The organism is Leifsonia sp. 1010, assembly GCF_031455295.1.
Lineage (GTDB): Bacteria > Actinomycetota > Actinomycetes > Actinomycetales > Microbacteriaceae > Leifsonia.
On the sequence record NZ_JAVDSL010000001.1, the window covers coordinates 1,770,451 to 1,783,377 of the forward strand.

The 12,927-nt window shown below is 69.4% G+C and carries 13 protein-coding genes; 11 read left to right on the forward strand and 2 right to left on the reverse strand.

What is annotated here, in order from left to right; all coding sequences use genetic code 11:
- Window positions 1–79: 79 nt before the first annotated feature.
- Entirely contained in the window at window positions 80–247 is a 168-nt protein-coding gene (locus J2Y42_RS08565; protein ID WP_157694628.1) for a DUF4177 domain-containing protein, read from the forward strand.
- Window positions 247–717 (forward strand): RidA family protein, encoded by a 471-nt coding sequence (locus tag J2Y42_RS08570; protein WP_309856919.1) that lies wholly within the window; start codon window positions 247–249, stop codon window positions 715–717. The genes J2Y42_RS08565 and J2Y42_RS08570 overlap by 1 nt, the downstream gene beginning before the upstream one ends.
- A 56-nt stretch (window positions 718–773) precedes the next feature.
- On the opposite strand, the gene acs is transcribed toward J2Y42_RS08570, so the two are convergent.
- Window positions 774–2,723, reverse strand: a complete 1,950-nt coding sequence (gene acs, locus J2Y42_RS08575; protein ID WP_309856920.1) for an acetate--CoA ligase — start codon at window positions 2,721–2,723, stop codon at window positions 774–776.
- A gap of 345 nt (window positions 2,724–3,068) precedes the next feature.
- On the opposite strand from acs, the gene J2Y42_RS08580 reads away from it, so the two are divergent.
- Genes J2Y42_RS08580 through J2Y42_RS08600 form a run of 5 tightly spaced genes read left to right on the forward strand, consistent with a single transcriptional unit; the run spans window position 3,069 to window position 6,067 of the window.
- Complete coding sequence (locus J2Y42_RS08580) at window positions 3,069–4,088, forward strand: TadA family conjugal transfer-associated ATPase (protein ID WP_309856921.1); 1,020 nt, start codon at window positions 3,069–3,071, stop codon at window positions 4,086–4,088.
- Window positions 4,085–4,996, forward strand: a complete 912-nt coding sequence (locus tag J2Y42_RS08585) for a type II secretion system F family protein (protein ID WP_309856922.1) — start codon at window positions 4,085–4,087, stop codon at window positions 4,994–4,996. The genes J2Y42_RS08580 and J2Y42_RS08585 overlap by 4 nt, the downstream gene beginning before the upstream one ends.
- Before the next feature lie 59 nt (window positions 4,997–5,055).
- Window positions 5,056–5,328: a DUF4244 domain-containing protein gene (locus J2Y42_RS08590; RefSeq protein ID WP_309856924.1), complete on the forward strand. Its 273-nt coding sequence runs from the start codon at window positions 5,056–5,058 to the stop codon at window positions 5,326–5,328.
- The gene (locus tag J2Y42_RS08595) at window positions 5,325–5,678 is read left to right on the forward strand and encodes a hypothetical protein (RefSeq protein WP_309856927.1); all 354 of its coding nucleotides are present in this window, start codon (window positions 5,325–5,327) and stop codon (window positions 5,676–5,678) included. The genes J2Y42_RS08590 and J2Y42_RS08595 overlap by 4 nt, the downstream gene beginning before the upstream one ends.
- The gene (locus J2Y42_RS08600) at window positions 5,675–6,067 is read left to right on the forward strand and encodes an Rv3654c family TadE-like protein (protein WP_309856932.1); all 393 of its coding nucleotides are present in this window, start codon (window positions 5,675–5,677) and stop codon (window positions 6,065–6,067) included. Before J2Y42_RS08595 ends, J2Y42_RS08600 begins: the two co-directional genes overlap by 4 nt.
- A gap of 44 nt (window positions 6,068–6,111) precedes the next feature.
- On the opposite strand, the gene J2Y42_RS08605 is transcribed toward J2Y42_RS08600, so the two are convergent.
- Window positions 6,112–6,357: a hypothetical protein gene (locus J2Y42_RS08605; RefSeq protein ID WP_179453764.1), complete on the reverse strand. Its 246-nt coding sequence runs from the start codon at window positions 6,355–6,357 to the stop codon at window positions 6,112–6,114.
- Window positions 6,358–6,608: 251 nt separating this feature from the next.
- Here J2Y42_RS08605 and topA point away from each other — a divergent pair, with 251 nt between their 5' ends.
- Genes topA through J2Y42_RS08625 form a run of 4 tightly spaced genes read left to right on the forward strand, consistent with a single transcriptional unit; the run spans window position 6,609 to window position 12,885 of the window.
- Window positions 6,609–9,449, forward strand: coding sequence for a type I DNA topoisomerase (gene topA / locus J2Y42_RS08610; protein WP_309856933.1), 2,841 nt, complete (start codon window positions 6,609–6,611; stop codon window positions 9,447–9,449).
- Window positions 9,446–10,066, forward strand: coding sequence for a dTMP kinase (gene tmk, locus J2Y42_RS08615; protein WP_309856934.1), 621 nt, complete (start codon window positions 9,446–9,448; stop codon window positions 10,064–10,066). The genes topA and tmk overlap by 4 nt, the downstream gene beginning before the upstream one ends.
- A gap of 57 nt (window positions 10,067–10,123) precedes the next feature.
- A complete protein-coding gene (locus tag J2Y42_RS08620) occupies window positions 10,124–11,314 on the forward strand; it encodes a DNA polymerase III subunit delta' (RefSeq protein WP_309858081.1) in 1,191 nt (396 codons plus the stop codon).
- Window positions 11,311–12,885 (forward strand): alpha/beta hydrolase, encoded by a 1,575-nt coding sequence (locus J2Y42_RS08625; protein ID WP_309856936.1) that lies wholly within the window; start codon window positions 11,311–11,313, stop codon window positions 12,883–12,885. Before J2Y42_RS08620 ends, J2Y42_RS08625 begins: the two co-directional genes overlap by 4 nt.
- Window positions 12,886–12,927: the final 42 nt, after the last annotated feature.

Genomic DNA, 12,927 nt, shown 5'->3' on the forward strand with positions numbered 1-12,927 from the left:
CTCTAGCCTGTGGTTTTTGCGCAGACATAGGATCAGAGTAGGTGATGAACCTGCAAAATCCCCCGATCCGAGGAGCACGATGCCGCGCTGGGAGTACCTGACCACCCCGCTGATGATCCACAACACCGCAGCGATCCTGAACAACTGGGGGTCGGAAGGCTGGGAGCTGGTGCAGATCGTCACCGGTCCGGAGGGCGGACTCGTCGCCTATCTGAAGCGCCCCGTGACGGATGGGGAGCAGGCCTGATGGCGGACGTCGAAGCGCGTCTCGCGCAGCTCGGGATCGACCTGCCCGACGTGGTCCCACCGGTCGCGGCATACACGCCGGCGGTGCTCGACGGGCACCACGTCTACACCTCGGGGCAGCTGCCGATGGTGGCCGGAGCCCTTCCCGCGACCGGCAAGGTCGGTGAGGGCGCCGGTCTCGTCGCGCCCGCCGACGCCAAGGAGTACGCACGGATCTGCGCGCTGAACGCGCTCGCCGCGGCGAAGAGCGTCCTCGGCTCCCTCGATCGAGTGACCCGGGTGGTGAAGGTCGTCGGCTTCGTCTCCTCCGACCCCGCGTTCACCGGCCAGCCTGCGGTCATCAACGGGGCATCGGAGGTGCTCGGCGACATCTTCGGCGACGCCGGCGTCCACGCCCGCTCCGCGGTGGGCGTCGCGGTGCTGCCCCTCGACGCGCCGGTCGAGGTGGAGCTGATCCTCGCCGTCGACTGAGCCCGGATACGACGGAGGGGCGGCACCCACCGGTGCCGCCCCTCCGTCGTCTGCGCTTAGGAGAGCTTGGCCTGGATCGAGCTCATCACCGCGGTGTCCGCCAGGGTCGTGGTGTCGCCGACCTCCCGGCCCTCGGCCACGTCGCGCAGCAGGCGCCGCATGATTTTGCCCGATCGCGTCTTCGGCAGCTCGGTGACGATGAAGATGTCACGAGGCCGCGCGATCGCACCGATCTGTTCGGCGACGTGCTTGCGCAGCTCTGCCGCGACATCCATCGCACCGGCCTGCTCCAGCTGGTTCTGCTTGATGATCACGAACGCGACGACGGCCTGTCCGGTGGTCTCGTCGTTCGCCCCGACGACCGCGGCCTCGGCCGTGAAGGGATGCGCGACAAGCGCGGATTCGATCTCCGCTGTCGACAGGCGGTGGCCGGAGACGTTCATGACGTCGTCCACCCGGCCGAGCAGCCAGATGTCGCCGTCCTTGTCGTAGCGAGCGCCGTCGCCGGCGAAATACTTGTCGCCGAACTTCGACCAATAGGTCTCTTTGAAGCGCTCCGGGTCGCCCCAGATGCCGCGGAGCATGCTCGGCCACGGCTCCGTGACGACGAGCAGGCCGCCCTGGTCCTTGCCGACGGGCGTGCCCGCCTCGTCGAGGATGTCGATCGAGATGCCCGGCAGGGGCACCTGGGCGCTCCCCGGTTTCAGGGTCGTGACACCCGGGAGGGCCGAGACCATGATCGCGCCGGTCTCGGTCTGCCACCAGGTGTCGACGATCGGGGTCGTGTCGCCGCCGATGACCTCGCGGTACCACATCCACGCTTCCGGGTTGATCGGCTCCCCGACCGAACCGAGGACGCGCAGGCTCGACAGGTCGAACTTCTGCGGGTGCTGCCGTCCCAGCTTCATGAACGAGCGGATCGCGGTCGGCGCCGTGTAGAAGATCGAGACCTTGTACTTCTCGATCAGCTCCCACCAGCGGCCGGGGTGCGGCGTCTCGGGGGTGCCCTCGTACATCACCTGCGTGGCGCCGTTCGCAAGCGGCCCGTAGACGACGTAGGTGTGGCCGGTGATCCAACCGACGTCGGCGCTGCACCAGTAGACGTCCGACTCCGGGTGCAGGTCGAAGACGAACTTGTGGGTGAAGGAGGCCTGCGTCAGGTATCCGCCGGTGGTGTGCAGGATGCCCTTCGGCTTCCCCGTCGTACCTGACGTGTAGAGGATGAAGAGCGGCTGCTCGGCGGGGAACGCCTTCGCCACGTGATCGGCGTCGACCAGCGCGATCTCGTCGTGCCACCACAGGTCGCGACCCTCGGTCCAGGCGACCGCGTTCTCGCCGCGCTTGACCACGAGCACGTGCTCGACCGTGGTGGCGTCGCCGGTGAGCGCCGCATCCACCGCATCCTTGAGCGGGAAGACGCGGCCCTTACGCCAGCCGCCGTCGGCGGTGATCACCAGCTTCGCCTCGGCGTCGTCGATGCGCGAGCGGAGGCTCTCGGCGCTGAAACCGCCGAAGACGACGGAGTGGACCGCACCGATTCGAGCGACCGCGAGCATGGCGATGACGGCCTCGGGGATCATCGGGAGGTAGATCGCCACGCGGTCGCCGGCACGGATGCCCAGGCTGGTGAGCAGATTGGCCGCCTTCTTCACCTCGGCCGTGAGCTCGGCGTACGTGATCGTCCGGGTGTCGCCGGGCTCGCCCTCCCAGTGGATCGCGACGCGGTCGCCGTTGCCGGCGAGCACGTGCCGGTCGAGGCAGTTGTACGCGACGTTCAGCTCGCCGTCGTCGAACCACTTGGCGAAGGGAGGCTCACTCCAGTCGAGCGTGCGCGTGAACGGCGTGTGCCAGTGCAGCAGGTCGCGAGCCTGGTCGGCCCAGAACCCCAGCCGGTCGGCGGCCGCGCGCTCGTACAGGCCCGCGTCGGCGATCGCGTTCGCAGCGAACTCGTCGCTCGGCGGGAACCGGCGGGCTTCGTGCAGCAGGTTGTCGATTGTGTTGCTCATGGGGAGTCTTTTCGCTCCTTTGCGATGCGGTCGATACGAGTCGTGGCGCGACAATGCCTGACTCTACAACCTGGTCGAGCGGCCGCCCCAGGAGACTTGCGTTTGCATCGATTCTGCGTAAACTGGACCCCGGCCGAATGTAAATTCGTGCGTGCGGCGCAATCGATTCCCCCCAATCCTGCGCCGCAGTGGCCGCACCTGTTCCCCCCAATAGGTGCGGCCCCCCTTCTTTAACCGGCAGTCCGGCTCCTGCGGCAGTTGTTCACAGTCGGATCCGGCGGCGAGTTCTCCACCGATATGGTGAGCAGTCCCCGGACGCCCGTAGGCCATCTTTAGCGTCGTCGCATGACGAACCACCAGCGCGGCGACGAGTCCCCCGGACTCTGGCGCACCTTCGGACCACTCGCTCCCTACCTTCTGCGGCCGGGCGTCACCGACCTCTTCGTGACCGCATCCGGGGAGCTGTGGAGCGACGGGCCGCCGGACGGTTTGCGGCGGGAGGACGGCTGGCGCGCCGACAGGCGGACCGCGCGGGAGCTGGCGGTTCGGCTGATCGCCGCGGGCGGTCGGCACATCGACGAGGCGACGCCGTTCGTGGATGTCCGGCTGACCGGGGGCGTGCGGGTCCATGCCGTCCTCCCGCCTGTGTCCACCGGAGGCGCCCTGCTCTCGATCCGCGTGCCCGCGCGGGAGCAGCCGACCCTCGACGAGCTGGTCGCCCGTGGAGGAATGGGCCCGCTCGCACGCGATCGGCTGCTCGAGGCCGTGCGGGCGAGGACGAATCTCCTGATCACCGGCGCAGGCGGCGCTGGCAAGACGACGCTCCTGGCGGCGCTCCTCGGCAACGCCCCGCCGGATGAGCGGATCGTCGTGATCGAGGATGTCGCGGAGCTGCGCATCCCTCATCCGCACGTCGTCGGCCTCGAGACCCGGCAGCCGAACCTGGAAGGTGCCGGTGGAGTCGACCTGCGCAGGCTCGTGCGCGAGGCCTTGAGGATGCGCCCGGACCGGCTTGTGCTCGGAGAGTGCCGGGGTGAGGAGGTGCGCGACCTTCTGGCCGCCCTCAACACGGGCCACGACGGTGGCGCCGGCACCCTGCATGCGAACTCGCTGGAGGACGTTCCCGCGCGTCTTGAAGCACTCGGCGCATTGGCCGGGTTGGACGACCACGCGTTGGCGAGACAGGCCGTGAGCGCGATCGGGCTGGTGGTGCATCTTTCGAGGGCCGACGGTGTCAGAAGGGTGTCCGGCTTCGGGCGCTTGCGGCTGGATGCCGCGGGCCGGTTGGCCATCATGGAGCTCGGTACGGATTGCGCGGGGACAGTCGGTGCCGGCGATGCTGACCGCGTCGGTTCACGCCCGTGAGACGAGTGCCCGCGCCGGCGGGGACGCGGCCGGATGACCTTGCCGCGCTCGCCGAGTCACTGGCCGTGCTGCTCGACGCCGGTCTGCCCCCGCGGTCCGCCTGGGAAGCCGCTGCCGTATATGGCGCGCATCCGCTTGCGAAGCGGGTCGCGGACGCCCTCAGGGACCAGCCGTCGTGCGCGTCTGCTCTTCTGCGGGCAGCGGACGACGGCGACATGCGGATGCTGGCGGCGGCGTGGCGGGTCGCCGAGCGGACGGGCGCTCCGCTGGGCCACGCATTGCGCGCGATGGCGGAGACGCTCAGGGACGCTGCGGAGACCGAACGTGAGGTCGACGTCGCTCTGAGCGGTCCCCGCGCGACGGCGAGGCTGGTCTCATGGTTGCCGGCTGTCGGGGCCGTGCTCGCCGGAGCGCTCGGGGCCGACCTCGTTGGCGCACTGGGATCGATACCCGGGGCGACGGCGGTCGGTGCCGGGATCCTCCTCATGCTGGCAGGCCGGTGGTGGATGCGGGCGCTGGTCACGCGCGCGGTCGCACGCCTGCGTCCGCCAGGGCTCGCGGAGGAACTCGTCGCCGTCGGTCTGGCGGGTGGCGTGTCGGCCGGCGCGGCCCGGGAGATCGCCAGAGAGGCCGCGGAGGAGTCCCGACTGGGCTCAGTGGACGAGGGAGGCGTCGCGCAGGTTCTCAGGTTGGCCTCCGCGGCCGGGGCGCCCGCGAACGAGCTCCTGACTGCTGCCGCGCGCCAACAGCGCCGAACGGCGCGGGCGGACGGCCGTCGGCGAGCGACAACCCTCGGGGTCCGGCTGATGGTGCCCTTGGGCGTCTGCGTCCTCCCCAGCTTCCTGTTGGTGGCGGTCGCACCGCTCGTGCTGTCGCTGTTGTCGTCCACAACGGCGGGACTGCGATGACTTTCCACAGATCGGCGCCCAGGCGCCCGGCCGCGAGCCTCGGAACGAAGGATGGAGTCATGAACCACATGACGAGCGAAGAACGAACAGCCGAGGTCGCCGCGCGTGCGGGCGGCACCGACAGGCGACCACTGTTGCGGCGGATCGGGCGAGAATTCGGCCGACGGTTTCGGCGACGGCTCGCCGACGACCGAGGCGCGGCGACCGCCGAATACGCCATCACGATCCTGGCCGCCGTCGGATTCGCCGGTCTCCTGGTCGCCGTGCTGAAGGGCGATGAAGTGAAGGCGATACTCTCCGACCTGGTGCACCGTGCGCTGTCGGGCGGATGACCGGCAGAGCGGCGTCCGGCCGCGAGGTCCGCGACGACCGGGGCAGTGTGACGGCCGAGTTCGCGGTCGCTCTCCCTGCGGTGCTCGCCTGCCTCGCGCTCTGCGTCGGTGCTCTCTATGGGGCAGTGCAGTACGGCGCACTCGCGGGCGGGGCGGCGACGGCGGCGCGATTGGAGGGCCGGGGCGACGACCCAGGCGGTTCGATCCCGGATGGAGCGGCGGCGGTGACCGAGAGGGAAGGACGGACGGTGTGCGTGCGGCTGACGGCGGAGGGCGATACGGTCCTGAGCCGCCTCGGGATACGGCTCAGTGTGCGGGCGTGCGCTCTCGACGAGGCGGCCGTGGGATGAGACGGAGGTTTCTCGAGTCGCCGTGCTGCCGCTTGACGTTCGTGGCGGCTTTGGCTTCGGACGACCGAGGTAGCGGCTCTGTGCTCGCGCTGGCAGCAGTGTGCGCGGTGGTCACGGTGGCGTCCGGCGGAATCGCGGTGGTGGGAGCCGGAGCGGCGCACGCGCGTGCGGCGATGGCAGCCGACCTGGCGGCGCTGGCCGGCGCCGACGTGGCGAGCGGTCGTGCAGGTGGGGTGCCCTGCGACGTGGCGCAGGGCGTCGCGCAGCTGAACGGGGCCGCGTTGACGAGCTGCGAGCAGAACGGGGTGGTCGTCACGGTGACCGCGTCCGCTCCCTACCTCGCCTTCGCGGCGACCGCCTCGGCACGCGCCGGACCGCCCGGCGGGTGATAACCCGGGCCGGGAGGTGTCTGCGCGCCTCGGTGCGGTTCCGGTCAGTCGAAGACGGTCTCGAGATAGCGGTAAGAGACGGCAGTGGGGCGCTGCCCGCGGCCGTCATCGGACGCGTACTCGAGCTCCGCTCCCGACGCCCTCACGTAGAGGTAGTGCTTGGAGCCTGCTGGTGCCGAGATCTCCAGCCGGGGGCGGGCGTCTCCGGAGTCGAGGAAACCGGTCGAGATTGTCTTGCCCTCGAGCGGTCCGTCGATCAATTTGGCGGTGTACGTCATCGTCGTTGCCATACCCGCATTGTCCTCCCGAGAGGATCGCCGGCATAGGGTCGGCGGACGGTTCGTGCGGCTGCGCCGACGGCGAACGCCGAACACTCGATTAGGCGGACAAGCGGCGAAGGTGTGTATGGTTTGCCTGTCGGCCGCACGGACCATGCCAGGCGTGGACCGGCGTCTGCAGGGGGAGCGCGCCACGCCGGTCCAGTCGTGACGACAACCGTGAGCTGTGGCGACACAGTGTGTGCATATATAAGAGGAGTCAGGTGCCTGACACGAAGAAGCTCGTCATCGTCGAGTCTCCGAACAAGGTGAAGTCGATCGCCCAGTATCTCGGCGACGGCTACGAGGTCATGGCCTCGGTCGGGCACATCCGCGACCTCATCGAGCCGAAGAACCTGCCGCCCGAACTCAAGAAGGGCTCGCTGGGCAAGTTCTCCGTCGACGTCGAGAACGAGTTCGAGCCCTACTACGTGGTGTCCGACCAGAAGAAGAAGACGGTCGCCGACCTCAAGCGCGCCCTCAAGAACGCCGATGAGCTCCTCCTCGCAACGGATGAGGACCGCGAAGGAGAGGCCATCGCCTGGCACCTCGTCGAGGTGCTGAAGCCCACGGTGCCCGTCAAGCGGATGGTGTTCCACGAGATCACCCGCGAGGCCATCGAGAAGGCTCGCAACAACACACGGGAGATCGACACCGCGCTCGTCGATGCCCAGGAGACCCGCCGTATCCTCGACCGCCTCTACGGCTACGAGGTGTCGCCCGTGCTCTGGCGCAAGGTCGGACCGGGCCTCTCGGCCGGTCGCGTGCAGTCGGCGGCCACCCGGCTCGTCGTCGACCGCGAGCGCGAGCGCCTGGCATTCGTCCCCGCCTCGTACTGGGGACTGACCGCTCAACTGGCACCGGAAGACGCGAACGCCTTCGAAGCGCGCCTCGCCCGGATCGACGGCGACCGCGTCGCCACGGGCCGCGACTTCGACGACCACGGTCGTCTCACGACGAAAGCCCGGACGCTCGACGAGGCCTCCGCGACGACGCTCGCGGCGGCGATCCGTCAGCCGAGCACGACCGTCGCCGTCTCCAAGGTCGACTCCAAGCCCTACTCGCGGCGCCCCGCGGCCCCGTTCACCACCTCGACCCTCCAGCAGGAGGCGGCGCGCAAGCTCCGCTTCTCCGCGCGGCAGACGATGAGTGTGGCTCAGACGCTTTACGAGAACGGGTACATCACCTATATGCGCACCGACTCCGCGTCGCTGTCGCAGCAGGCGACGAACGCGGCACGGACGCAGGCGGCGAAGCTGTACGGCCCGGAGACGGTCCCCGACAAGCCGCGCACCTACGCGTCCAAGAGCAAGAACGCGCAGGAGGCGCACGAGGCGATCCGTCCGTCGGGCGAGACTTTCCGCACCCCTGCCGAGCTGGAGCGCTCGCTGCGCGGACCCGAGCTGCGACTCTACGAGCTGATCTGGAAGCGGACGGTCGCCTCCCAGATGGCCGACGCCAAGGGCCAGACCGCCTCCGTCACCGTCGAGGCGCGCGTCTCGGAAGGACCGCTCGACGGGACGGTGGCCGAGTTCACGGCCAGCGGCACCGTCATCACCTTCCGAGGCTTCCTGAACGCGTACGAGGAGAGCCGGGACGAGGAGCGCAACAGCAACGACTCGGCCGAGGCCAAGCTTCCGCCGCTCACCGAGAAGCAGGCTCTGAGCGTCCACGACATCGCCGCCGACGGCCACGAAACCACCCCGCCGCCGCGGTACACAGAGGCGAGCCTCGTCAAGACGCTCGAAGAGCTCGGGATCGGGCGCCCCTCCACCTTCGCGAGCATCATCTCGACCATCATCGACCGCGGATACGTGACCCAGCGCGGCCAGTCCCTCGTCCCCAGCTGGGTCGCCTTCTCGGTCGTCCGGCTGCTCGAGGACTACTTCGGCGACCTGGTGCAGTACGACTTCACCGCCGAGATGGAGGACGACCTCGACCGCATCGCCGACGGTGAGGCCGAGCGCATCGACTGGCTGAACAGCTTCTACTTCGGCAGCGACAAGCACAAGGGTCTCCGCCGGGTCATCGACAACCTCGGCGACATCGACGCCCGCAGCATCAACTCCATCGCCATCGACGACGGAGTGACGCTCCGCATCGGCAAGTACGGCCCGTACCTCGAGGTGTCCGAGCCGGAGGCCGGTCCCGACGCCCAGCCGCGCCGGGTCAACATCCCGCCGGAGCTGGCTCCCGACGAGCTCACCCCCGCCAAGGCGCACGAGCTGATCGAGGCGCCGGTCCAGACCGACCGTGTGCTCGGGACGAATCCCGAGACCGGCAAGCTCGTGCTCGCCAAGGACGGCCGTTTCGGACCATACGTCACCGAGGCGGACCTCGAAGAGGAAGCTGCGGTTGACCCCAAGACGGGCGAGGTGAAGGAGCCGGCGAAGACCACCAAGAAGGCCGCCGCCGCCAAGCCGCGCACGGCATCCCTCTTCAAGTCGATGGATCTGGCGACCCTCGACCTCGACACGGCACTCAAGCTGCTCGACCTCCCGCGCGTGGTCGGAGCGGACCCGGAGAGTGGCGAAGAGATCCAGGCGCAGAACGGCCGCTACGGCCCGTACCTCAAGAAGGGCTCCGACACCCGGTCGCTCCCGAGTGAGGACGACATCTTCGACATCGACCTGCCGGGCGCGCTGGAGCTGTTCGCGCAGCCGAAGTACGGCAACCGCCGGGCATCGAGCGCTCTCAAGGAGTTCGACGCCGATCCGGTCAGCGGCAAGCCGATCCGCGTGAAGGACGGGCGCTTCGGCCCGTACGTCACCGACGGTGAGACCAACGCCACGATCCCGCGCGGCGAGACCGTGGACGAGGTCGACTTCGACCGCGCGGTCCAGCTGCTCGCGGACAAGCGGGCGAAGGGACCGGCTAAGAAGCCGGCGCGGAAGACCGCAGCAGCCAAGACGACCGCGAAGACGACGACCGCGAAGACGACGACGGCCAAGACGACGACGGCCAAGAAGCCCGCCGCCAAGAAGCCGGCCGCCAAGAAGCCGGCCGCCAAGAAGCCGGCCGCCAAGAAATCCACGACCGCCGCGGCGAAGAAGTCCGCCGAGTGAGCGAGGGCCTCTTCATCACGCTCGAGGGCGGAGACGGGGTCGGCAAGTCCACGCAGGCGGCCCTCCTCGAGGAGTGGCTCACCGGACGCGGGCGCACCGTCGTGCGCACCCGCGAGCCGGGCGGCACCGATGCGGGCGTCGAGATCCGTGAGATCGTCCTCCACCACCGGGGAGACATCGCGCCGCGCGCAGAGGCTCTGCTCTACGCGGCCGACCGTGCGCACCACATCGCGACGGTGGTCCGTCCGGCCCTGTCCCGCGGCGACATCGTCGTCCAGGACCGCTACATCGACTCGTCCGTCGCCTACCAGGGCGCCGGACGCGTCCTCGACGCCCAGCAGATCCGCGACCTCTCCCTGTGGGCGGCCGAGGGGCTGCTGCCGGACCTCACCATCCTGCTGGACCTGGACGAGGACACCGCACGCACCCGCCTCGACTCCGCTCGGACCCGGTACGACCGGCTGGAGGCGGAGCGCTCGGACTTCCACGCGCGCGTCCGCGCCGGCTACCTCGCGCTGGCCGAGCAGGAGCCCGAGCGCTTCCTGGTCGTGGATGCGAGCCGGCCCGTCGAAGAGATCGCCGCAGAGATCCGCGACCGCCTCGCCGCGCGCGTCTGAGGGCCGTCGTGCGGAGACCGAGCGAGGGTGTCCGTCGTGCCAGCTAGCCTGGAGACCATGACGGTGTGGGACGAGCTCACGGGCCAGGACGAGGCGATCGAGGTCGTCCGCGCTGCCGCGATCGGCTCCGCCGCAGGCACCGGAGCAGGCGCTCCCGGCCGCGGGATGACGCACTCCTGGCTCATCACCGGTCCGCCCGGATCCGGCCGGTCGAACCTCGCCTACGCTTTCGCCACCGCGCTGCTCAGCCCCGGCACCCCCGAGGGCGATCTCGCGACCCGCCGTCAGGTCGACGCCCGCACACACCCTGACCTCGCCGTCCTGAGCACCGAGCGCGTCATCATCTCCATCGACGAGGTCCGCGCCCTCGTCGCCAGCTCGCAGTTCGCGCCGTCGGTCGGCCGGTACCGCGTGATGGTGATCGAAGATGCCGACCGGATGACGGAGCGCACCTCCAACGTGCTGTTGAAGGCGCTCGAGGAGCCGCCGGAGCGGACCGTCTGGATCCTGTGCGCACCGAGCGACGCCGACCTGCTCCCGACCATCCGCTCCCGCGTCCGCACCGTGCGGCTGCGGGTGCCCAGCGTCGACGATGTCGCCCGCCTCATCCAGCGGCGCGACGGGGTGGATGCGGAGACCGCCGAGCGCGCTGCTCGCCACGCGCAGAGCCACATCGGCATGGCGCATCGCCTCGCCACCCACGAGGAGGCCCGCCGCCGACGCGAGCAGACGCTCGAGCTGGCGCTCGGCATCCGTTCGGTATCCGACGCCGTCCTCGCGGCGGCATCACTGCTCGAGATCGCCGGCGCCGACGCGAAGGCGATCACCGAGGAGCGGGATGCGGAAGAGCGCGAGCACGCCCTCCGCTCGCTCGGCATCGAACCGGGCGGCACGATCCCGCCGGCGCTTCGCGGCCAGCTGCGCCAGCTCGAAGAGGATCAGAAGCGGCGTGCGACCCGCAGCCTCCGCGACGGCATCGACCGCATCCTCGTCGATCTGCTCTCGCTGTACCGCGACGTGATGATGATCCAGCTCGGCAGCGACAGCGAACTGGTGAACCGCGAGCTGCGTGCCGAACTCGATGCTCTCAGCACCCACACGACTCCGGCCGCTACGCTCGCCGCGATGGACGCCGTCGCGACCGCGCGCGAACGCATCGACGGCAACGTCGCCCCGGCCCTCGCCCTCGAGGCCATGCTGACCACCATCCTGCGCGGCACGACCGCTCGAAAGGGGAACGACCTGTGATCACCCGACCCGGCCGTGCCCCGGTACGCGACCAGGCCGCGCGACGGCGCACCGGCCGCACCGCTCTCGTCGCCCTCGCGGCCGTCGTCGCGCTGACCCTCAGTGGTTGCGTGACCTGGTTCCTGCCCGCGAAGACGGTGACGACGTCCACGCCAGCTCCCGGGGACGTCTCCGCCGAGCTGCAGCCGTACTACAGCCAGGTGCTCCACTGGACGAACTGCAGCGGCGGCAAGCAGTGCACCACCGTCAAAGCCCCACTCGACTGGGACCACCCCGGCAAGGGCGACGTCGAGCTCGCGCTCATCCGTCAGCCGGCGAAGGGGACCAAACAGGGCTCGCTGCTCACCAACCCGGGCGGACCCGGCGCGTCCGGCTTCGACTTCGTCAAGGACTCGGTCGACTTCGTCGCGGACGACACACTTCAGCAGCACTTCGACATCGTCGGCTTCGACCCCCGCGGCGTCGGCCGGTCCACCGCGGTCAAGTGCTACGACGCCGAGCAGATGGACCAGTACCTGTACGGCATCACCCCCGGTGAGCGCGGCTCCGACCAGTGGATCGCCGAGAACACCACCATCGCCAAGGACTTCGGCGAGGCGTGCAAGAAGAACACCGGCGCTCCCCTCCCGAAGGTGGACACCGTCAGCGCTGCGCACGACCTCGATCTGCTCCGAGCGACGCTCGGGGACAAGAAGCTCAACTACCTCGGCTACTCGTACGGCACTTACCTCGGCGCCGTCTACGCGGGGTTGTACCCGGGCAAGACCGGCCGGCTCGTGCTGGACGGCGCGCTCGATCCCGCCGCCAGCAATTTCGATGTGACCGAGGTGCAGGCCAAGGGATTCGAGAGCGCGCTGCGCGCCTACCTGACCGACTGCCTGACTCGGAAGGATTGCCCGTTCACCGGTTCGGTGGACGACGCGATGAGCACTGTTGGGCAGCTGCTCGCAGCGGTCGAGAAGAGCCCGATCCGCAACTCCGACGGCCGCGAGCTCGGCGCCAACACCCTCGTCACGGCGATCATCACGCCGCTGTACGACGCGACCGCGTGGTCGTACCTCGACAAGCTGTTCGAGTCGGTGATGAAGGGGAGCGCATCCGTCGCCTTCTCCCTCGCGGACACCTACAACAACCGCGACGCCGACGGCACGTACTCGGACAATTCCACCGAGGCGTTCGTCGCCATCAACTGCCTGGACTACAGCTACGACGCCGATCCCGCACTCATGCGCCAGCAGGCGGCGGAACTGGCCAAGGCCGCCCCCGTGATCGGGCCGTACATGGCCTACGGCGACATCGGCTGCGCCAACTGGCCGTACCAGTCGACAGGCCAGCGCGGCCCCATCTCGGCGGACGGTTCCGCGCCCATCCTCGTCGTCGGCACCACCAACGACCCCGCGACGCCGTATGTTTGGGCGAAGAACCTCGCCTCCGAGCTCCAGAATGGACACCTGCTCACCTACAAGGGCGAGGGGCACACCGCGTACAACAAGTCGAACTCCTGCGTGAACGACACGGTGGACGACTACCTCGTCAACGGCACCGTTCCGACCGACGGGAAGATCTGCTGACCGCAGGCGTCCACCGTTCGGGTGAGTGGTGCAATTTTGCAG